This is a genomic window from Liquorilactobacillus vini DSM 20605 (assembly GCF_000255495.1).
In the GTDB taxonomy this organism is placed as follows: domain Bacteria; phylum Bacillota; class Bacilli; order Lactobacillales; family Lactobacillaceae; genus Liquorilactobacillus; species Liquorilactobacillus vini.
The window spans coordinates 1-20,314 of the sequence record NZ_AHYZ01000010.1; the positions used below are offsets into that span (position 1 = coordinate 1).

Genomic DNA, 20,314 nt, shown 5'->3' on the forward strand with positions numbered 1-20,314 from the left:
AGGGTAATAAAATACGAACTGCTCCACTAATTCGTTGCCTAAATGATGCTTTTTTAGACATTTCATAACCGCGAGCTTGTTGGGCTAAGCTGATTGTTCGATAATCACGCTGAACTGTTGGAATGTACCGGAGAGCAATTTCAACTGCATAGCTGATTCGATACGAAAGGCCAATTTTATTTAAGCTAGCTGCAAACTCACTAGGATTAGTTGTTAGTAAAAAAATCAATGCCAATGGCACCGCAAAAACGTATTTTAATAGTAAATTAAATAAATAAAACAATTCTTCCCATGATAAATTAAAATACTGTTTTGACGAACCAAAGATCAAATGTTGTGTACCGTAAATTTGCATTCCATAGCTAGGATTAAAAACATAAACCATCAACAAATTAAAAACAGCAAAAGCAATGATGACTTGAATGATTAAGGCAACCTCGCGATACTTAATTTGAGCTTGATAAAATAAGAATAATGACATGATTAAAATTCCCAATAAGAATCGTGTATCAAAAGTTATCATGCCAATAATTGAAAAACTAATAAAACCAATTAGTTTGGTACTGCCACTTAAGCGATGCAAAAAGGTTGGTCGATCAAGATATCCAATAAATAAAGTATTAGTCACACTGTCGTTCCTGCCTTTCTGTCTGAATAAACTTAGCAATGAATTCATTAGCGGATGGCAAATTGAATCTTTGCGTTAAATCATATAGACTGGTTTGCGCTAAAGAAGCTTTTTCAATGATTTGAGCATTAGTTAAAACTTCTGCTGGGGTTGCATCGGCTAATAAATTACCAGCATTTAAAACCAATGTGCGTTGGGTATATTCCAGCATCAAATGCATATCATGAGTAATTAGAATAATCGTTAAGTTTTGCTGCAGTTGCAGTTTTTCCAAGAATGTCATAATCTCTGTATAATGTTTTAAATCTTGACCAGCTGTCGGTTCATCCAAAATCAACATTTGCGGCTCTAAAACTAGAATTGCTGCAATCGTCACTCGCTTTTTTTGCCCAAAACTTAAAGCCGAAATTGGCCAATGACGCATTTCGTATAAACCACAAATACGCAAAATATAATAAACTTTATCTTTCACCTGATCTTCTGAAACTTTTCGCAAACGCAAACCACTGGCTACTTCATCAAAGATTTTAGTTTGGGAAATCATTTGATTCGGATCTTGTAAAATATATCCAATTTTAGCTGCTCGCTGTTTAACCGACAATTTCAATAAGTCTTCTCCAGCAAATAGTATCTGTCCAGCTTGTGGTTGCAAAAAACCGGTAATCAAATTACTAAGCGTCGACTTGCCGGTCCCATTTTGACCCACCAAACTGATCATTTCACCACGGTAAATCGTCAATGAAAGCTGCCTGATGATTGGCAGTTCTGGTTGGTAGCCAAAAGATAGCTGTTTAATTACCAGAAGTGGCTCTTTCCTAACAATTTTTGCATTTAAAATCGTAGCCGTATTCCACTGCTGCAATTTATCTGCTAAACCAACAGCCGTTATCTTTTTTGAATCAAGCAAATTTTGACAAGCCTGCAAATCAACACCGCACTGCTTAATTGCGCTTAAATATAAAGGTTCGCGTAAGCCGAGCTGAGGTAATAAATTATCTTTTAAGATTTTGGCTGGAATATCATTGGCAACTATCTGACCATTCTTCATCAAAACTAATCGGTCGATTCCAACTTGCAGTGCTTCTTCAATTCGATGTTCAATAATGATAACTGTCAATTCTTGTTGTTTAGCTAAATGGTTTAATAACTTCATCGTAGCTCGGCCAGCTGCTGGATCTAAATTAGCTAAAGGTTCATCAAAAAGTAAAATTTTACTTTCGTCGATCAAAACCCCAGCCATTGCAACACGTTGTTTTTGCCCACCAGATATTTCCTGTGGCGAATGCTTTAAAAGTTCCGTTAAATGCAGCCTTTCAGCCCACTTTTGGGTTGCACTGGCCATTTTTTCCTGAGAACAACAATCGTTTTCCAAGGAAAAAGCCAGATCTTCAACAACTGTTAAACCGACAAATTGACTGTCTGGATCTTGTAAAACTGTCCCAACATCAAAAGACAGCTCAAAAATCGAGCTGTCTTGAAGGTGATGACCATTGATCAAACAAGTTCCACTCAGCTTGCCCGGATAAGCCTCAGGAATTAAACCATTAATACATCGTCCCAAAGTTGATTTGCCCGAACCAGATTCACCGGCGATCAAAACTCTTTCACCAGGAAAAATTTCAAGGTTGATCTTTTTCAGAGTCGGCTCAGCTTGACTGTCATACTGAAAATTAAAATTTTGGAACGTGATGATCGGTTTAGTCATAATTTAGTCTTCCTTTTTTAAACTACCGCGTTTAGTGCGTGTTCGAGCATAGAGAACTAAAAGAATTGTCCCAATAATTGCTACTGACACACTATTTACCAGCCAAGTTGTCACCCCTTGCAGATAGACTTTATTTGCTGGCTCATGATAAACCAAGATATCTCCCGTTGGTGCTAATAAAACCCAACCAATTAAATTAACGATAATTTGATAAATATTAAACCAGATCAGTTTAGCTTTCGTTAATGAACCATTTTGAATGTCAAGTTGATTTTTAAAAAGTCCAAAAGCTGCACCCACTAAGCCATCAACAACCACCCAGGTCCACCAAGGTGATCCATATGTTACAAAATCATTCAGTCCATGCCCAATAAACACGGCTAAACCAGCCACAATTGGCCCGTAAATTGCTGCTAATAAAGGTAAAAAGCCTTCAGCAACGTTAACTTGGGTATTAGGAATCCCAGTCGGAATAGCAACGAATTTCATTAAAACAAAAATAATAGCTGCACCAATTCCTGTTGCTACAACTGACTGAATTGAAGAATTAGAATTTTTCTTCAAATAAATCATCCTTTCCTTGTAATTATTAATCAAGCAATCATTTGGGGAAATTAAAAATGTCCCCTCAAGCATTGAAAGGACGTTTTCACGTGGTACCACCATTCTTTGCCTGCTACAAAAAAGCAGGCCTCATTGACAGATAACGGTGAATGGCCGAGATCAATTGCTTGATCCGTTTACATAGAAAACCATTTTCATTGAACATTGATCAACCGTTTTTCAGCTGCCACGGCTCTCTGTCTGATTTTTGAACAATTACTAATTTCCCAATTTTTACTGATTTACCAAAATTTTACCGCAATTTTGCTTAAAAATCAATTTGACAACAAAAAAGATCGAATTAGTGAACTTGATGTTCTAACCATTTTTTGACTTTTTTCTTTAAAAGTGTTTCTAACTCTTCTGGCTGACAATCAAGTTTAACTAACATTGCTACTGTAACTAATAAAATGTCGGTCAATTCTTCTTTTGTGTCAACTAAATCAAGATTTTTATAATCGTTCCCCGAAGCATGATTAGCAGCTAAATAAGCCTGAGCTGCTTCACCTGCTTCTTCCATTAACTTTAAAAACTGTTGCTCGATAGTTTTAGGCTCTTGTTTAGCAACAGCGATAATTTTAGCTTGTAATTGCTGATCAATCATCGATCATCAGATCCTTTCTATAAAACAACTAATACCCCGCACTTAAATCAACCAAGTTCCGTAATGACCGATTCGTTAAATACCGATTCAAATTATCGCTGAATAATGGGAATAACTCCTGGCGAAAATGTGGCAACAAACCTGAAATATGCGGTGTTGCAAAGACCCGTGGATGATGCCAAAGAATACTATCTTTTGATAAAGGCTCATGTTCGAAAACATCAAGATACGCACTGCGAAGATAGTCAATTTTTAATAAATTCAATAAATCCCTTTCTTTAACAGCACTGCCACGACCAACATTAATTAAGGTATAACCTGGTTGACACTGCTGCAACATTTTTTGGTCAAAAAAGCCCGCTGTTGCTTTCGTTCCTGGTAGAACCGAAATTAAAAAATTAATTTCTAATTGCTTCGACAGCTTTTGATAATCAGCCAGCGTTATGACATGATCAAATACATCACTCAACGAGTCATCCATTCCGTGACGATTGACACCCCAAACCTGCATTCCCAAAAAGCGACAGTAACGACCGATTTCGCGACCAATTTTACCAGTTCCAAAAATTAAAGCGGTTTGTTCACGACTTTCCAAAACTTCAGGCTCAAACCATTCGCCCGGATGTTGAATGATCTTTCGTAATCCGCGATTTTCAAGCAGAATGTAACCGGTAACTGTTTCAGCAATATAACGGCTGTGCAGCCCTGAAGCGTTGGTCAATAAAATTTTCTTGTTGGCAAATTCTTTTAATGGTAGATAATCAACCCCTGCTGACTGAGCCTGGACCCATTTTAAATTAGAGTTTTGTAAAAAAACCTCTTTTAATTCAGCACGCCACCCCAAAACAATTTCCGCAGTGGATGCACTTGAAGGATCAGTTGTGAAAACAACTTGTGGGAAAATTTTAGTTAACTTTTCAAGCTGCCGCTTTTTGGGTTGGACTAATAATAATACTTGGATCATCAGCTGATACTTCCTTTCATAAAGTTAAAAACATGTTATGCCATTGTTCACCAGCATGTTTTGAACTCGATCTACCTTCATCAATAAAATCATTTTTCTGATAAAAACTAACCAATTTTGTTAAACAAGTTAAAGTAAGACCTCTTCGGCACTGCACTTTTGCTTGCTGTGCCAAAGTTCTTAACAGCAGACTGCCGATCCCTCGATTTTGAAAAGCCGGTGCAACTGCTAAACTTAAAATGGCTTGGTACGGTGCTTGAGCGGCTGGTAAATTAACAGTTACCCGCTCATATAACTTATCACTCAAATAACGTTGTTGAATGGCTGGACCAACTAAATAGCCTAACAGCTTTTCTCCCGAATATGCACCTAAAAATGTCTCTGGAATTATTTTAATTCTTTCCGCCATTGCTTGAGTACTGGCGGCCTCTGCAGCAGAAAAGCCACTATTTTCAATTTTCATGATAGCTGCTAAGTCAACCATTTTAACTGAATGAATTTCAATTTTCTGCACTCATTTTCCCCTCAGTAATACCGTTTATTATGCAGTAATCACAAGTTTCCCAATTGAATGATTAGTCTCGATTTGCTGATGCGCCTTCCTTAAAGTTGCCGCATTAATTTGTTGCATGGTTTCCCTTAAAGTTGAACGTAAAGCTCCTTCATCCAACAGCTGCGAAACTTTTTCCAAAATCTGATGCTGGGTAATCATCGTCGGTAACTGATAATATGACTTGGTATACATCCATTCCCATGAAAAAGTTGCACTTTTAGCTTTGATCAAGCTCAAATCCAATGGCTGATGGTTAGCAGTTATTGAGACAATGTGCCCATTTGGTTTGATCATTTCAGCCATTTCAGCCCAATGACCATCAAGATCATTTAAGCCCAGGATCAAGTCAACATATTGAGCACCACTCTTTCGTAACTGTGGTATTAACGGTTGACGATGATTTAAAACCGCGTCAGCCCCTAAATCCTTGACCCAAGCAATCGTTGCTGGACGAGAGGCAGTTGCAATCACTCTTAAACCAGCCAATTTTGCTAACTGAATCGCAATTGATCCTACACCACCAGCACCATTAATAATCAACAAAGTTTGGCGAGCATTTTTTGATGACGCAGTTAAATTCAACTGCAATTTTTCAAACAATGATTCCCAAGCTGTCAATGCAGTCAAAGGCATCGCAGCAGCTTGGGCGATTGTTAATTTTTGAGGTGCAGGCCCAACGATTCGTTCGTCCACTAATTGGTACTCAGCATTTGAGCCGGCTCGTCTAACATCACCAGCATAAAAAACTTGATCACCCGGTTTAAATAAGCTGACTTGCCGACCAACAGCTTCGACCATGCCTAAAGCATCCCAACCTAAAATTTTGGGCTCCCTTAACTTGCCTGATGTTGAACGACGAATTGCTGTATCAATTGGATTAACTGAAATTGCCTGAATTTTAATTAATAAATCATGGCCCGTCGCTTGTGGCTTGGTTGTTTCAAAATCAAATAAACTTTTTGGATCACTAATTGGTAAAGCCGTCTGAAAACCAACTGCCTTCATTTTTTCAACCATTTAAATCACATCCCGTTAATTTTTTCTTCTATGCTATTGTTACACTTTACCATTAACCAAAACAAATTTTCTGTCTTGATTGCTTAGTCGAAAAATAATTGGCTGCTAGCCGGCGTTGTCTTAGCTAAAATTTTACCTTGGTGAATATTATATAAAACCTCAGCATGCTGATTTAAAACTTGATAAAAATCAGTCCCATTCAACAAAATACAATTACCAGCTTTGCCGACTTCGATTCCGTAATCATCACTAACTTGTAAAGTTTTAGCAGCATTATAAGTGACATATTTATAAGCATCCTGCAACTGTCGATACCCCATCAGCTGCCCTGCATAAACCCCCATTTGAACTGGATCAAGCATATTACCATTTCCTAATGGATTCCAAGGATCTTGAACATCGTCCTCGCCAAAGGAAACATTAATCCCGGCCGCTGATAATTCTTTGATTCGCGTTAATCCGCGCCGTTTAGGGTAAGTATCAAAACGGCCACCCAAATGAATATTTACTAGCGGGTTGGAGACAAAATTGATTGCGGACATTTTTAAAAGACGGAATAATTTATAAGTATAAGCATCATTATACGACCCCATCGCCGTTGTATGACTGGCAGTAACTTTTGTTTTCAAGCCTGTTTCATAAGCTAGTGTTGCCAATATTTCAAGATTTCGGCTTGCTGGATCATCAATTTCATCACAGTGTACATCAACTAAAACATTATATTTTTCCGCTAACCCAATCAAGTACTTTAAGGAATCTGTACCATAAAATTGATTGAATTCATAATGAGGAATACCACCGACTACATCAGCACCTTCTTTAAGTGCCTGTTTCAATAATTCTTTGCCATGAGGAAATGACAAAATACCTTCTTGTGGAAAAGCAACTAATTGTAGCTCCACAAAGTCTTTTAATTCAGCTTTAAGTTCTAATAAAGCTTGTAAAGCAATTAAGTTTGGATCTGTTATATCAACATGACTGCGGACAAACTGAATCCCATACTTGACTTGCTTCATAATCGTTTTCTTTGCCCGCTGTTTAACATCAGCAATTGACAGATTCTTTTTTCGTTCTGACCAAATTCGAATGCCATCAAACAAAGTACCAGTTTCATTCCATTCCGGTTGACCAGCAGTCAGCGTGGCATCCAAATGAATATGTGAATCAATAAAGGGTGGCAATAATAATTTTTGTTGACCATCGATCACTTGCTCAGACTGTTTGGCAGTTAAGTTAGTTCCGATTTCTGAAAATTTTCCAGCAGTAATTCGCACATCCTGTAATTGTTTTTGGTTATCAATATGAACATCTTTTATCAGCATTTAGTCTGCTTCCTTTCGAAAAAACTAGTTAAAAACCAGTAAATTAAACCGCTCAATAACATATCAATATATGTTGCACCAAATGTTTCTTGGAAAAAATAAATTTTTTGAAGTAAGAAAAATCCAATAGCACCAATTAACCACGTAATAATTGCTGTCCAATGAATGCCATGATTATACCAATAAATTCCATTTTTCTGAGTCAGCTCAGCCAAATTATACTTCATTTTGGCACAAATGAAATAATCAACGATCATAATACTAATAATTGGTCCCAAAACCATGCCAACATAATCCAAAAATGCTGTAAAAGCATCTAAAAAGCTGCCAAAAATCATTGGAATAAAAGTTACTAAAGTTGCTAAGAGAGCGACAATCCATAATGAATATTTCAGTTTCAATTTAGGTAATATATTCGTTAAAGCTGAACCGGCAGCCATTAAATTGACGGCATTAGCTGTCATACTCGTTAAAATAATGACCAAAAGAGCTAAGATTCCTAAACCAAGTCGACTAGCAATCGAACTTGGATCAGAATTATTTGGATCATAAATTCCTGATGAAATTGCAATGCTAATAGTTGCAACTAGGCCAATAAAGGCAAACCACATTACCCCAACTAATGCTCCTAAAAAAGGCATGATTGTTGCCGACGTAGCTTTTCGATCAAAGCGCGTAAAATCAGCCCCGGCAGTTACCCAAGCCAAATTAAAAGCCGCAACTGTATCAACTGCCGTTCCTGGAGCTAATTTAAACTTAGCTGGAACATTCCAATCTATAATTTGACTAAGAGAAACAACGCGAAAGACAACAACTGTTTCCCAGAGAACAAAAATTATTACTAAAATAATTCCAATTCTTTCAATCAACTGGATTGAACGTGAACCACTGGAAATGCTGATAATATGTAAGATGCTCATTACAATAATTCCGAAAATCATTCCCTTAAGTCCACCTATTTTGCCATAAACTGGCCAGCCTAAAAGATCATGCAGCAAGTAGCTAACCGACATTGCTGCAATAAATGTATTCACCGCTGTCCAGCCAATAAATTGAGTAACATTGATCAAAGAAGGTAGAATACTTCCGCGAATGCCGAAAGAACCACGAGCAATTCCCATCGTTGAGATACCAGTTCTAAAACCAATATAACCAATTAAAGACAAACAAAGATAAGCAAGTGCTGAAGAAAAAAATAAGATTTTTAAGGCCAAGAGAAAACCACAGGCAGCCATTACACCGCCAATATACCATGTGCCATTATTAGCATTAGCTCCGACCCAGGTAGCAAACATATCCCAAGCATTAGAGTGCCTCTTTGCTAAAGGAATATGAAAGCTTCCTTTTTGTTGGTTGTCCATTTGTCTCAGCTCCTTTATATTAATAGAATTATTTTACTTGTAATAGAATTATTTTACTTGTTTTTGAAACAAATAGATAGCAAATTTTTGCAAGTAAAAACGGCTGCCATCAAGCAACAGCCGTTTCAGAGCTTAAAAAAATATCTTTATTTTGCATTTAAAATTGAATGCTTGCGACCATAAACAAAGTATAAGACCATCCCGATTGCGAACCAGACGATAAATCTTAACCATGTTTCCCAATTCAAGCCAATAATCAAAGTAATACAGAAAATGACTGCGATAATTGGTGTGAAAGGAACGCCTGGTGCACGAAAACCACGATGAATTTCAGGATGACTCTTGCGCATCCACATGATTCCGGCAGAAACTAAAACAAAAGCTGTTAAAGTCCCAATATTAACCAGTTCAGATAAAATGTTTAGGTTGATAAAACCGCCAGCAATCGCTGTTAAAATGCCAAAGAACCAAGTACCTTTAAAGGGAGTTTTATATTTTGGACTAACATCACCAAAAAACTTTGGAAATAATCCATCACGTGACATTGAATAACAAATTCTTGACTGTCCATATAATTGCACCAAAATCACTGTTGTCATCCCTAAAATCGCACCGATACTTACAATTAACGCTAACCAACTCTGACCTGTTTGATGCAATACCGCGAGAATTGGGGCATTTAAATATTTGGTAAAGACCGTATACTTAACAACACCCGTCATGATCAAAGTCATGGCAATGTATAAAACAGTTGAAATCAACAAGGATAATAAGATTCCACGTGGTAAAGTCTTACTTGGATTGATTGTTTCTTCAGCACTTGAAGCAACCGAATCAAAACCAATGAATGAGAAGAACACAATTGAGGCAGCTGGTAAAATCCCGGCTTTAGCACCAGCATGATAACTATAAAAGCCATATGGTGAAAATGGCACCCAATTATGAGGTTTGACAAACCAAACGGTACAAATAATGAAAAGAACAATAACTGCTAATTTGATAATAACCATTGTATCATTAACCCGTTTTGTCTGATTGATACCTACTGAAATAATCCACGTAATCACTAGCACAATCAAAAATGCCGGTAGGTTAAAGTAAGTTGTTACTCCAGGAGTTGTTCCTGCAGCGGCAGTTAAAACTGTCGGAATATGAATTCCCATTTCGGATAGTAGGTTCAGGAAATACCCCGACCAGCCAACAGAAACTGTTGCGGCTCCTAAGGCATATTCCAAAATTAAATCCCAACCAATTATAAAAGCAATAATTTCACCAAAAGCTAAATAAGAATAAGTATATGCAGAACCAGCTACGGGAGCCATTGAAGCAAATTCAGCGTAACAAAGACCAGTAAAACCACAACAAACCGCAGCTAAAAGAAATGAAACTGATAATGCAGGACCAGCCGTTAAAGCACCTTTACCTGTTAAAACAAAAATACCTGTTCCAATAATGGCACCTATTCCTAAAAACGTTAGATCCATAGTCTTAAGCGTCCGTGTTAATGGGGTCGCCTCCGCTAAAAGATCATTGACATCTTTTTTTCGAAAAAGTCCACTCATGAAAAACCATCACCTTTCATCAACTATGAGTCACATTCTATAATTGAATTTTAATCAAGTCAAATCATTAAGACAGTTTTATGTCACAAAAAGTAACATATTTAGTTTACATTTTTAGTTATTCATGTGCTTTAAAAGAAAATAACCGGTTTCATTTTTTATATCAACTTATATTTTGCTAGATTCTTTTGATTATTTAAAAATATCTCATTTTTAAATTAATGGAATTATTTTTTTATTCTTTTAAATGAAATTATTTCAACATTGATTTAAAGACTGTTATCTGGTTTAATAATTTTAAATACATCTAAAAAGGAGTTACTTAATTTGAGAATCATCACCGATATTTTTATATTATTAGTTGCTATTGAGGCTTTGTTAATTATGTTAATGGAAATTTGGGGAAGTAACCAACAATTAGCCAAAGCGTTTGATCTTGAGTTAGACTACCTAAAACAGCCGGCTGCTCGAGTAGCAATGAGTAATCAAGGTCTCTATAATGGTTTCATTGGTGTGGGTTTACTAATTGCACGTTATTTTTTGCCGACTAATAGTCAAGCAATTGTTTGCTTGTTATTTACAGGCTTTGTCGTTGTTGCTGCCATCTGGGGCAGTGTAACTGCAAAAAATTTTAAAATCTTGTTTGTTCAGGGATTCCCGGCTTTAATTGCAACGTTGCTATTACTAAGCTGAGTCTAATAAAAAGACTGAGATTTAAAATAATCTCAGTCTTTTTATTAGACTCAATACTTTTTTCCAAAAATATTTAAGTCGCGCTGAATACCATCCAAAACAGCGACTGCTGGTAAATGAGCCCACTTCTGGTAGCCAAAATCAACAAACAAATGCTGACTAGCCAAATTATGACCAAAAATAAAAGCTAGCACTGTTTCAATTTGATACCGTTTAACCTGCGTTTCCAAAAAGCTCAAAGCTTGTTTCCCCACCCCTTGACCTTGGTAAGTCTGATCAAGGTACAAACTCACCTCGGTTGTATGTAGATAAGCCGGCCGACCATAAAAATCGCTTAAACTCATCCAGCCAATAATTTGCTGATTTAAATTCTTTATTACCCAAAGTGGTCGGTTTTTGTCCACGTCATGATTTAAAAACCATGATTGCTTCTGATTAACCGTCAAAGGATTTAAATCAGCTGTTGATTCTCTTGTATTAACCGCTTGATTATAGATAGCGACAATGATTGGTAAGTCAACCAGGCGAGCAATTTCAAAAGTAACATTCAAATTCTATCTACTCCTCACTAATTAAAAAATTAACTAGTTAAACTCATAATTTTTTTGACCTCAATCAAACCAATTTCCATTTTTGACAAACTTCCAGCATTAATCCGTTAATGCTAATGTAATCTAGCGCTGAGATTACCAAAAAGGAGGAATTTAAATGAGTACTACTTGGGTCAAATCAAGTTTAACAACAACAACTACTAGTCAAGACGGCAACAAGCTTAAACGGACATTTAATAACCTTCGTTCAGATGCCACAGCTGAAAATATTGCTAGTTTTGGTGATATTTTAGCAATCCTGACAGGTTTGTCAACTGAAGCAATCAATCTGACAATAGTTTCCAGCATTTCAAAATAAAACCATCAAAGGGGGGTAAGTTATGAAACAACTTAATCTGGTATTTTCCGACCAAACCGGTAAAAATAAGAACACTTTTCGTTTGACTTATGCTAATGAAACTCTTGATCAAGCAACTGTCGCAAAAGCGATGAATGATTTAGCTGCTCTAAATCTGTTCATCGATAAAGATGGTCAGCTAATGTATGTCAAACCAATTTCAGCTAAATACGTTGAAACAGTTGAAACGCCGATTATCACTGAAGCCGAATAATTCTAAACTTAAAACCGATTATTTTTCTTAATAAAGAACTGGGAAAAGGTACTTTTCCCAGTTCTTTTGGTATAAAAAAGGTATCATTAATTAAAACCGTACATTTTTCTAGCAATTTGATAAGCACCAACAGCTGTCTTTCGACCAAGCTTCCCTGGCAAATTGACTCCAATTCCAAGTAAACTCCGTCTTAGCTGATGATATAGCTCTAGATCTTGATCAGCAATATATTCCCATAGTTCATCTTTCTTACGCAAACTTTGCGAAGTTCCATCTTTAATTAGGAGGATTGATGAAATTGTGGTTATAATTTCAAGGTATCTTTTCATATAATTTGAAACTTGCTGTTGGCTATCAACCTCTTCAAGATAATATTTAACCATTTCACGATTGATCCACAACTGTTGATCAATCCTTTTTAACATTACCTTTTCATTAACTGATTGATCTTCACGACCAATAAAATAATGATACAAATCAAGATCTAAATAACATAGCTTTTTTACAAACGGAAGTGGTTCAAAAGCATATAAATTATCTTCATAAAACATATGGGCTGGAAGTCTTAGATGTGCTTCTTCTTTTAAAAGCTGGGTGCGGTAGATTAACGAATGCATGATCAGATACTTTCCAACCGGAAACTTAACCTCATCCCAACCAAATAATTGTTTCTGGGGTAAAAATGAAGTATATTCCATAGCTTTTTTATGTTGAACGCCAAGTTTATCATAGATAAAGTTGCTAATCATTAAGTCCGGCAACTCATTTTTTTGCGAACTTGATTTTAAAAATTTCAGCATTTGATGATAAGCAGCAGCATCAAGCCAGTCATCACTATCGACAACCTTGAAAAACTTGCCAGTTGCAACTGCAAGGCCCGAATTAATAGCTGCTCCATGTCCACCATTCACTTGATGAATAGTGGAAACTTTATCAGCAAATTCTCTCTGATAGTAATCTGCTTGCTCAGGTGTTTGGTCGGTTGAGCCATCATCAACTAAAATAATTTCAACCTCATCACCACCAAGAAGTAAAGAGTTAACACATCTCTCTAGATAGTCTGCTGAGTTATAACAAGGGACTACAATGCTCAAAATCTTTTCCAAACAAAAAAACTTCCTCTCCGTACCACTTTCAAAATTTAAAACTAATCCTTTAATAATTATAAAGAAAATTAGACTTTTAGCCAAGCTATTTTTGCGAATTAAAAACCCAAAACCGTTGACCAAAATAATTTATTACGGTGAACAAAACTGCCCCCAACAATAAAGCGACATTGTCTTGAATAAATTGACTGTCCATACTTAGCCAATTTCTAATTAAAGGTTTTGCTAAACCATAAGCGATTAAGTAGCAAAGCAAAATATTGACCGTAAACTTTAATATTTGTTGCCATTCATGAGCATGATTTTGAAAAGTAAAATATTTATTTAAAATAAAGCTTAAAATACTTCCAAAAAAATAATTTGCAGCTGAAGACCACCAATATGACAGTCTAAACAAATCATAGCAAAGAAACATAATTGCCGTGCCAAACAAAGTATTAACAATTCCTACCAAAATAAATTTAAAGCCCGTCGTTTTGAAAATTCCAGCCTTTTTCATTGAGATCTCCTACCATTTTTGATTTAAAAATTTTTCATTAGAAAAGTGACTGCCCCAAAATTTGACACAGTCACTTCTTTTAGAAAAACCAGAAACGTTTCTTCCCTTTGTTTTCAATTTTTGAATACCCACGAGCTAACACTGGATCACCATTCAAAAGGTTCTCAGCATTTTGTTCATATTCATCAACCGCATTTTGTCCATGCTGATCACGCAACTTGATCATTGCTTCTCGTAAGGCAAACTGTCTTCCCTTTAACGCATGGGCATCAGAAGCAAAAATCTGAACTAACCGATGATCAACTAATTTTTCAGAAATTTCCTGAACATGCTGCCCAAAGCCACCAATATAACTAGTTGCAGTCAATTGTGCTAAGGCACCCTCACTAATAAAATCATACAGAAGATTCAAATTTTCTTGAATACCATGATTACGTTCTGGATGGACAATTACCGGAGTTGTTCCTAATTTACGAATTTCAAAAAATAAACGCTTGGCATATTCAGGAACGCTACCATGCGGAAATTCGATCAACATATAATTCTTTTGCTCATCAATTCCCAATAAATCATCATACTTCTCAGTCAGATCACCATTAATATGGACCTCTTGTCCAGGAAAAATTTGCAAAGGGATTTGATGTTGATCAAGTTCCTGTTGAAATTCTTCAACTGCTTGAAATACATCAGCCTTGTGATTGACATAATCACCATCTAAATGATGAGGAGTTGCTAAAATATGTGTAATCCCTTCTGAAACGGCCATCTCAGCTAATTTCAATGAATGATCTAAATCAGGTGATCCATCATCTATTCCCGGTAAAAGATGACAATGCAAATCAACGAGCTTGCCGTTTTTTGTCAGTTTTTCCATAGTATCCGTAACCATAGTAGCCATAATAGCCTCCTCCACCAGCATTTTCAACATCATTTAAAACAGTGCCAATGATTTTAGCTTTAACTTGATTAAGTGCGCTAACCGAACGCCTAACAGCTTCTTTTTCAGCAACATTTTTCCGGACAACTAAAATCGTACCATCAACCTTTGTTCCCAAAATTTGAGCATCGGTTACTGATAACACAGGCGGTGCATCATAAATTACCAAATCAAGCTGCTCAGATAAAGCTTTGATTAAGCTATCCATGCGATGAGAGCTTAATAACTCTGCGGGATTAGGTGGAACCGGTCCACTTGGCATGACAAATAAATTATCGACGGAAGTTGCATAAATTGCTTCGTTAACATCAAAGTCACGATCAGTTAAAAAATTAGTTAACCCTTTTGGATTAGAAATACTAAAGGTTGCATTGATTGTTGGGCGACGCATATCAGCATCAACCAAAAGTGTATGTAATCCCTGATTAGCAAAAGTAACAGCGAGATTAGCTGCAATGGTTGATTTACCTTCAGAAGCAATGGATGATGTCAGCATCAAAGTCCGATAGCTAGAATCAGCATTTGAAAATTGAATATTTGTTCTCAATGTTTTAAATTGCTCAGAAATTACTGAGTTTGGAGAAGCAGCTGTAATCATATGAACACCATTTTCCATTGAATCAGTTGAAAGTGGTGCCTTTTTTTACCAAGATTAAAAATATTAAGCATAACTATCCTCCTAAACGCGCCGACGTCTTCTAGATTCCGCTTGTTGTGAAATGACCACACTAACTGCATGTCGACTGGTACTATGACTCATGTGACTGACAAATCCTAAACTTGTCAATCCTAAATCATCAGTTAAGAATTTTTCATCCCGAACAGAAGTATCTAGCAAATCACGAACAACGATCAACGCAATTCCAATCAAAACACCAATAACAAAACCAATCAAAATATTCAATTTGATTTTAGGTGAAACCGGGTTGGTATCAGCTTTGGCTTTGGTAACGACCGTAACATTATTAACCTTCATCATTTTCTTGATCTTACTGCTAAAAACTTTGCCAATCGTGTTTGCAATATCTGCAGCTGTATAAGCATTGGTATCGGTGACCGTTACACTAACTACCTGCGAATTAGTTTCATTAGAAATCGAAACTGAACTCTCTAAATCAGCTAAACTCCCAGCATAGTTATCCTGTTGTTTAATCTGTTTTAAAACAGGAGATAAAATTACTGGCTTAGTCAAAACATCTTTATAAGTATTGATTGCTTGCAGATCAGCTTGCTGAGCATTGTACTGCAAGGCGCTGTTGTCAACTTTTTGATTTACTAGCAAATCAATTGTAGCACTGTATTTAGGAGTCATAAAAATAAATGAAATACCCAACGCTATTAAAATTCCAATAACTCCCCAGGCAATAATTCCCCAAATATTTTCCCATATTAAACTGACAAGTTGTCTTAAATCGATAACTGTCTCATTGTTTGTTTCTTCACTCATTAATCTGCTCCTTAATTACATTACTATTTAATTTCCAAAGCTGTTTTTAAAACATTGGTTATCTTATTTAAATTAGCCTGCGGGACAACTTCATAATCAACGCCACCAATTTGTTTGCCAACACCTTGTAGTTGGTACTGTTTCACATTGCCGGCTTGACGATAATCAGTAGCCAGGATTTTCATTTGAGCAAAGGTTAAATCAGTCTTGGTATTGCTCGATACAGCATTCAAGATGCTGCGATATTTTAGCAAGTTATTGAATTTCATGCCTTTTTTAACTAAAGCCGTTATCACTTGACGCTGTCTTAACTGCCGTCCATAGTCCCCTCGTGGATCTTGATAACGCATCCGCGTGAAAGCAAGAATATTATCCTTATTGATTGTTACTTCACCCTTTTTAAAATGATATCCTAAATTAGTAAAGTCTAAATCATTATTAACCTTGACTGGACCAACAGCTGACGAAAGCTGAACTAATCCTTTCATATTCATTTCAACGTAATGATCAATTGGAATACCTAAGTAACTTTGAATAGTATTCATCGCTAAACTAACACCACCATATGAATAGGCAGCATTAATTTTATTGTCAAATCCATGCCCTTGAATTGCCACTTTGGTATCTCTGGGAATACTTACTAAAGTAGTTGTCTTTTTATCAGGATTGACAACTGCTACCATGATCGTATCAGAGCGTCCACGATAGGTTCTACCATATTCACCAGTATCTGTTCCCAAAATCAATAAAGAAAAAGGTTTTTTATTCTTAATCACGGTATTCCCGTTACGCTGACTTTTATGTTTAACACTTTGATATGTAGTATCAGCCGCCTGTTTTGCATCATGATATAATTTATAAGCTGCAAAAGCATCAAAAACTAAAAAGATTGCTAAGAAACCCAGTAAAAACTTCCAAATTCGATTTTTGCGTCGATGAGGGCGGTGATGATTATGACGATGATGTCTTACATCTTCATTTTTATTCAAAAAAGTCACTCCAAATCAAAAAATTTTGAAGAAAATTATTTCCAATCAAACAAACATTAATATTATATCAATTTTCATGTTAAATTTAAACAAAAAATTTGACTGACTTAATCACTTCGAATTAATTATTAACTTTCCAACTAAAAAATAAAAGTGAAAATTGTATTTTGTAAAAAACATTTAATATACGAAAAATTAATGATCATTTATTTTTTGCTTAACCGCTTGAAAATCAATCAAAATGCCGCCACTCTTTATCCATTAAAACTCGTGCTACAAATAAACCAAGCGGCAAAAATAAAATGATCAGCATTGCTTTGGTTAACCAGAGAGCTCCAACACTAATGCTATTAATCCCAATATTATAAACTGCACGATAAATATAGAGTCCGGGTACCATGATAACAATTGAAGGAACAGTTAATGAAATTCGCGGATAGCCATTATAATGATTAACGGCCGAAGCAATTAAGCCAGCTGTCAACGCGCCACAGAAAGCTGCAGCTGCTGGGGGCAAAGTTGTCAGATCTGTCAGTTCTAACCTCAACGTATTAGCAATTGCTCCAATGCAACCAGCAGTTGCTGCCATCTTATAAGTACTATTAAACATAATTGAAAAACCAAAAACCCCGCAAAAACTAGCCGGCAATCTTAAGAGCATCAGTAACACTGGACTTAAACCTAAATCAACAAAATTCTCTGGTCTGAAGTGTACAGTTAGCGCGATTAACCAGCCAGTTAGCGATGCTAAGGTGGTAATCATTAGCGCATACGTCAACCGCTCGAGTCCTGAACGTAAATCCAATTTTGAAATATCAAGAAAACTAGTGATAAAAGGGAACCCTGGAATAACGAATAACATTGAACCAATATAACCAGCTTCATGTCTGGGAGAAATTTGGAAAGTATTTTCTAGGACGCGAAAAAAGATTAAATAAACCAAGCTGGCAGTCGCTACTCCACAAACTAAGGCAACCAATGTAGTGATCTTTTTTCTACCTAGTTTGGTCCGTGTCCAATTGCCAATTCCTGCACCAAAGAATGAACAAATCATTTCCGGAATTCCTCCGCCAAGCAAAAATACAAAGGCACTGCACGCTAAGGCAGCGGCAAATCCGGAAATTTCTGGAGTATAGTTGCTTGGCTTATGCTGAATTTGGTCAATCTCTTCGTGAACTTGCTTTACAGTTAAAGTAGCACATTTACTGGCAAAAGAATCTGTGAAATGCTCCATTGAATTCAGTTTATCAGTATTAACGCCAGTATTGGGCAACGATAAAGTTTGCGAATAATTACCCGCCGGACTAAAGCAAGTATATTCAATTGATATTAATCCAATATCGGCTGAACAAGTTAAGCCTAAAGATCGCGCAACCTTGTTCATCGCCTCGCGGACTCGCCAAGCTCCAGTTCCACATGACAACATCAAAATTCCAATTCGTCCGACCAGCATTGCTTTTTCTTTGATGCTGGCTTCCTTAACGGGAACTTGTTCGCTATCAAGCAATTCTTTCCAGTGAATTGTCATATGATGATGTTTTGACAAACGATATCTTGGTTTTTTTAAATTTACTGTCATATTTTCCTCCACTGTTTTTTAATCACTCTTTTATTTTGTTTAGACGACTCATCATTTGACTTCTAATGGTTATTTATTTTTGCTTTTTGAGCGGATTTTTTAAAAACTCTCAACAATATAAACAAATCAATTAGTAATAATCCTCCGCAAAATCCCAAGCCATAATGAAAACCTAAAAACTTTCTAGTGGAATCATCAGTTGCAACAATTGCTGAAATAATAGCTGTTCCATTGGCACCAGCAAATTGTTGAAAAGTATTAAATAATGCATTACCATCAGCCTGATCTTTAACTGGTAAATAACGCAAACCATTAGTCATAATGTTTGGCATACTTAAAGCCTGGCCAAAAGCAAACAGGATAAATAGTAAAGTAATCAAAGAAACATTAAGCTGTTTAAGAAAGATCACAAAAATAGCAACTGCCAACGTCTGCAAAACAACCCCTAACAGAATTGGTTTCTTTGCTCCCAAATGATCAAGTAACACCCCACCGAAGATAGTTGCTAGTGCTCCCAAAAGAGCTCCAGGCGCCATCGTAAGACCAGCTTGAAAAGAAGTTTGCTTAAAAAAGACTTGGACCATGTTAGGAATTAAAAAGGACAGTCCCAAAACAGTAAATTGTCCAATAAAATAACTACTCAAATGAAGAGCAAAAGTTCTGCTTTTTAAAATTTTCCAGTTTAAAACTGGCACTGCCGTGTGATGATAATGAAACGCAGTTAATCCCATCGACCCAAGGGCTAAAATTAAGCTAAAAACAAACATAAAAACATTTGAACTCAAAAAACTAAATCCGATAATCAAAAAAGTAAAAATCATTCCTGCTAATGACCAACCGACAAAATCAAACTTAGTCGAAGATGATGGTCTCTCGGTACGAACCGCCTGACTGCCAGCGGCTAAAGCAATTAAAATTAATGGAATCATCAAAATAAAAATCCACCGCCAGCCAATTGTTTCAACTAAAACTCCACCATAAATCGGGCCAATTGCGGGCGCTGTGGCCGTCACAAAATTTCCTAATCCCATCAGCATTCCAAGCTTTTGAGCTGGTGCCTCTGCTAAAACAATATTAAACATCAACGGTAAGCTAATACCCGTTCCTACGCCTTGCAGCAAACGACCAACTAGCAGCCACATCAGACTAGGAGCCATTGCATCTAAACTAACGCCCGCCAAAAAACTTAACGCAGCGATCACAAAAAGTTTGCGAGCTTGAAAGTTCTTATTTAAAAAAGCTGATAACGGCATCATGATTGTTAAAACTAATAAATATGAAGTTGTGATCCACTGGACTTGAGCGAACGAAACGCTAAACAAGTTCATTAATTTGGGAAAGGTTACATTCATTGCCGTTTCAATTACTACACCCCCGAATGATAAAATACCAGTCGAAAAGATGGCAATTGGCAATTTAAAACTTTTTTTCACCCAATACCTTCTTTCCTTAATTACCAAATTTCAGAACATACTTTTACTATTCTAAAACGATCTTATTTTTTAAGCAAATCTAACTTATTTAAAATTCCAATCAAGTATAGGTAATTATTGCAATTCACGTCAACTTAGCCAGCATTAACG

The 20,314-nt window shown here is 36.3% G+C and carries 22 protein-coding genes; 3 read left to right on the forward strand and 19 right to left on the reverse strand.

Annotation, left to right across the window (positions count from 1 at the left end; all coding sequences use genetic code 11):
- From ON15_RS00215 to ON15_RS00265, 10 genes are all read right to left on the reverse strand, one after another.
- Nucleotides 1–628, reverse strand: a 628-nt coding sequence (locus ON15_RS00215; protein WP_010579448.1) for an energy-coupling factor transporter transmembrane component T family protein, incomplete at its 3' end; no start/stop codon positions are given.
- Nucleotides 621–2,333 carry an ABC transporter ATP-binding protein gene (locus ON15_RS00220; protein WP_010579449.1) on the reverse strand — a complete coding sequence of 571 codons (1,713 nt, stop codon included), beginning with the start codon at nucleotides 2,331–2,333 and terminating at the stop codon, nucleotides 621–623. The genes ON15_RS00215 and ON15_RS00220, both read right to left, overlap by 8 nt.
- Before the next feature lie 3 nt (nucleotides 2,334–2,336).
- Nucleotides 2,337–2,906, reverse strand: coding sequence for an ECF-type riboflavin transporter substrate-binding protein (locus tag ON15_RS00225; RefSeq protein WP_040524576.1), 570 nt, complete (start codon nucleotides 2,904–2,906; stop codon nucleotides 2,337–2,339).
- A 331-nt stretch (nucleotides 2,907–3,237) separates the two neighbouring features.
- The gene (locus ON15_RS00230) at nucleotides 3,238–3,540 is read right to left on the reverse strand and encodes a MazG-like family protein (RefSeq protein WP_010579451.1); all 303 of its coding nucleotides are present in this window, start codon (nucleotides 3,538–3,540) and stop codon (nucleotides 3,238–3,240) included.
- A gap of 28 nt (nucleotides 3,541–3,568) precedes the next feature.
- Complete coding sequence (locus tag ON15_RS00235; protein ID WP_010579452.1) at nucleotides 3,569–4,504, reverse strand: NAD(P)-dependent oxidoreductase; 936 nt, start codon at nucleotides 4,502–4,504, stop codon at nucleotides 3,569–3,571.
- 16 nt (nucleotides 4,505–4,520) lie between these two features.
- Nucleotides 4,521–5,018, reverse strand: a complete 498-nt coding sequence (locus ON15_RS00240; protein ID WP_010579453.1) for a GNAT family N-acetyltransferase — start codon at nucleotides 5,016–5,018, stop codon at nucleotides 4,521–4,523.
- A gap of 27 nt (nucleotides 5,019–5,045) precedes the next feature.
- Nucleotides 5,046–6,074, reverse strand: coding sequence for a zinc-binding alcohol dehydrogenase family protein (locus ON15_RS00245; RefSeq protein WP_010579454.1), 1,029 nt, complete (start codon nucleotides 6,072–6,074; stop codon nucleotides 5,046–5,048).
- Between the two features lie 83 nt (nucleotides 6,075–6,157).
- Nucleotides 6,158–7,396, reverse strand: a complete 1,239-nt coding sequence (gene codA / locus ON15_RS00250) for a cytosine deaminase (RefSeq protein WP_010579455.1) — start codon at nucleotides 7,394–7,396, stop codon at nucleotides 6,158–6,160.
- On the reverse strand, nucleotides 7,390–8,757 hold the full coding sequence (locus tag ON15_RS00255) for a cytosine permease (RefSeq protein ID WP_010579456.1): 1,368 nt from the start codon (nucleotides 8,755–8,757) through the stop codon (nucleotides 7,390–7,392). Before ON15_RS00255 ends, codA begins: the two co-directional genes overlap by 7 nt.
- A 146-nt stretch (nucleotides 8,758–8,903) precedes the next feature.
- Nucleotides 8,904–10,319, reverse strand: a complete 1,416-nt coding sequence (locus ON15_RS00265) for an amino acid permease (RefSeq protein ID WP_010579457.1) — start codon at nucleotides 10,317–10,319, stop codon at nucleotides 8,904–8,906.
- A gap of 327 nt (nucleotides 10,320–10,646) precedes the next feature.
- Here ON15_RS00265 and ON15_RS00270 point away from each other — a divergent pair, with 327 nt between their 5' ends.
- Entirely contained in the window at nucleotides 10,647–11,012 is a 366-nt protein-coding gene (locus tag ON15_RS00270; protein WP_010579458.1) for a DUF1304 domain-containing protein, read from the forward strand.
- Between the two features lie 50 nt (nucleotides 11,013–11,062).
- Here ON15_RS00270 and ON15_RS00275 read toward each other — a convergent pair whose 3' ends face one another.
- Nucleotides 11,063–11,563 carry a GNAT family N-acetyltransferase gene (locus ON15_RS00275; protein WP_010579459.1) on the reverse strand — a complete coding sequence of 167 codons (501 nt, stop codon included), beginning with the start codon at nucleotides 11,561–11,563 and terminating at the stop codon, nucleotides 11,063–11,065.
- Between the two features lie 157 nt (nucleotides 11,564–11,720).
- Here ON15_RS00275 and ON15_RS00280 point away from each other — a divergent pair, with 157 nt between their 5' ends.
- Complete coding sequence (locus ON15_RS00280) at nucleotides 11,721–11,921, forward strand: DUF1659 domain-containing protein (protein WP_010579460.1); 201 nt, start codon at nucleotides 11,721–11,723, stop codon at nucleotides 11,919–11,921.
- Between the two features lie 22 nt (nucleotides 11,922–11,943).
- Nucleotides 11,944–12,174, forward strand: a complete 231-nt coding sequence (locus ON15_RS00285) for a DUF2922 domain-containing protein (RefSeq protein ID WP_010579461.1) — start codon at nucleotides 11,944–11,946, stop codon at nucleotides 12,172–12,174.
- Nucleotides 12,175–12,260: 86 nt separating this feature from the next.
- On the opposite strand, the gene ON15_RS00290 is transcribed toward ON15_RS00285, so the two are convergent.
- The 8 genes from ON15_RS00290 to ON15_RS00325 all read right to left on the reverse strand — a co-directional run bounded on the left by ON15_RS00290 (nucleotide 12,261) and on the right by ON15_RS00325 (nucleotide 20,164).
- The gene (locus ON15_RS00290) at nucleotides 12,261–13,280 is read right to left on the reverse strand and encodes a glycosyltransferase family 2 protein (RefSeq protein WP_010579462.1); all 1,020 of its coding nucleotides are present in this window, start codon (nucleotides 13,278–13,280) and stop codon (nucleotides 12,261–12,263) included.
- A gap of 85 nt (nucleotides 13,281–13,365) precedes the next feature.
- Nucleotides 13,366–13,779 carry a GtrA family protein gene (locus ON15_RS00295; protein WP_010579463.1) on the reverse strand — a complete coding sequence of 138 codons (414 nt, stop codon included), beginning with the start codon at nucleotides 13,777–13,779 and terminating at the stop codon, nucleotides 13,366–13,368.
- Nucleotides 13,780–13,858: 79 nt separating this feature from the next.
- Nucleotides 13,859–14,677, reverse strand: a complete 819-nt coding sequence (locus tag ON15_RS00300) for a tyrosine-protein phosphatase (RefSeq protein WP_010579464.1) — start codon at nucleotides 14,675–14,677, stop codon at nucleotides 13,859–13,861.
- The gene (locus ON15_RS00305) at nucleotides 14,619–15,332 is read right to left on the reverse strand and encodes a CpsD/CapB family tyrosine-protein kinase (protein WP_050999182.1); all 714 of its coding nucleotides are present in this window, start codon (nucleotides 15,330–15,332) and stop codon (nucleotides 14,619–14,621) included. Before ON15_RS00305 ends, ON15_RS00300 begins: the two co-directional genes overlap by 59 nt.
- A gap of 63 nt (nucleotides 15,333–15,395) precedes the next feature.
- Nucleotides 15,396–16,163, reverse strand: coding sequence for a YveK family protein (locus ON15_RS00310; protein ID WP_010579466.1), 768 nt, complete (start codon nucleotides 16,161–16,163; stop codon nucleotides 15,396–15,398).
- 23 nt (nucleotides 16,164–16,186) lie between these two features.
- On the reverse strand, nucleotides 16,187–17,152 hold the full coding sequence (locus ON15_RS00315; RefSeq protein ID WP_010579467.1) for an LCP family glycopolymer transferase: 966 nt from the start codon (nucleotides 17,150–17,152) through the stop codon (nucleotides 16,187–16,189).
- Between the two features lie 232 nt (nucleotides 17,153–17,384).
- A complete protein-coding gene (locus ON15_RS00320) occupies nucleotides 17,385–18,731 on the reverse strand; it encodes a threonine/serine exporter family protein (RefSeq protein WP_010579468.1) in 1,347 nt (448 codons plus the stop codon).
- A gap of 62 nt (nucleotides 18,732–18,793) precedes the next feature.
- On the reverse strand, nucleotides 18,794–20,164 hold the full coding sequence (locus tag ON15_RS00325) for an MFS transporter (protein ID WP_010579469.1): 1,371 nt from the start codon (nucleotides 20,162–20,164) through the stop codon (nucleotides 18,794–18,796).
- Between the last annotated feature and the right edge of the window lie 150 nt (nucleotides 20,165–20,314).

Coding starts and splice junctions, on each gene's coding strand:
- ON15_RS00295 (WP_010579463.1), bottom strand. CDS start 13,779: ATGAAAAAGGCTGGAATTTTCAAAACGACGGGCTTTAAATTTATTTTG.
- ON15_RS00225 (WP_040524576.1), bottom strand. CDS start 2,906: ATGATTTATTTGAAGAAAAATTCTAATTCTTCAATTCAGTCAGTTGTA.
- ON15_RS00255 (WP_010579456.1), bottom strand. CDS start 8,757: ATGGACAACCAACAAAAAGGAAGCTTTCATATTCCTTTAGCAAAGAGG.
- ON15_RS00305 (WP_050999182.1), bottom strand. CDS start 15,332: ATGGAAAATGGTGTTCATATGATTACAGCTGCTTCTCCAAACTCAGTA.
- ON15_RS00310 (WP_010579466.1), bottom strand. CDS start 16,163: ATGAGTGAAGAAACAAACAATGAGACAGTTATCGATTTAAGACAACTT.
- ON15_RS00220 (WP_010579449.1), bottom strand. CDS start 2,333: ATGACTAAACCGATCATCACGTTCCAAAATTTTAATTTTCAGTATGAC.
- ON15_RS00245 (WP_010579454.1), bottom strand. CDS start 6,074: ATGGTTGAAAAAATGAAGGCAGTTGGTTTTCAGACGGCTTTACCAATT.
- ON15_RS00230 (WP_010579451.1), bottom strand. CDS start 3,540: ATGATTGATCAGCAATTACAAGCTAAAATTATCGCTGTTGCTAAACAA.
- ON15_RS00235 (WP_010579452.1), bottom strand. CDS start 4,504: ATGATCCAAGTATTATTATTAGTCCAACCCAAAAAGCGGCAGCTTGAA.
- ON15_RS00320 (WP_010579468.1), bottom strand. CDS start 18,731: ATGACAGTAAATTTAAAAAAACCAAGATATCGTTTGTCAAAACATCAT.
- ON15_RS00285 (WP_010579461.1), top strand. CDS start 11,944: ATGAAACAACTTAATCTGGTATTTTCCGACCAAACCGGTAAAAATAAG.
- ON15_RS00265 (WP_010579457.1), bottom strand. CDS start 10,319: ATGAGTGGACTTTTTCGAAAAAAAGATGTCAATGATCTTTTAGCGGAG.
- codA (WP_010579455.1), bottom strand. CDS start 7,396: ATGCTGATAAAAGATGTTCATATTGATAACCAAAAACAATTACAGGAT.
- ON15_RS00300 (WP_010579464.1), bottom strand. CDS start 14,677: ATGGCTACTATGGTTACGGATACTATGGAAAAACTGACAAAAAACGGC.
- ON15_RS00280 (WP_010579460.1), top strand. CDS start 11,721: ATGAGTACTACTTGGGTCAAATCAAGTTTAACAACAACAACTACTAGT.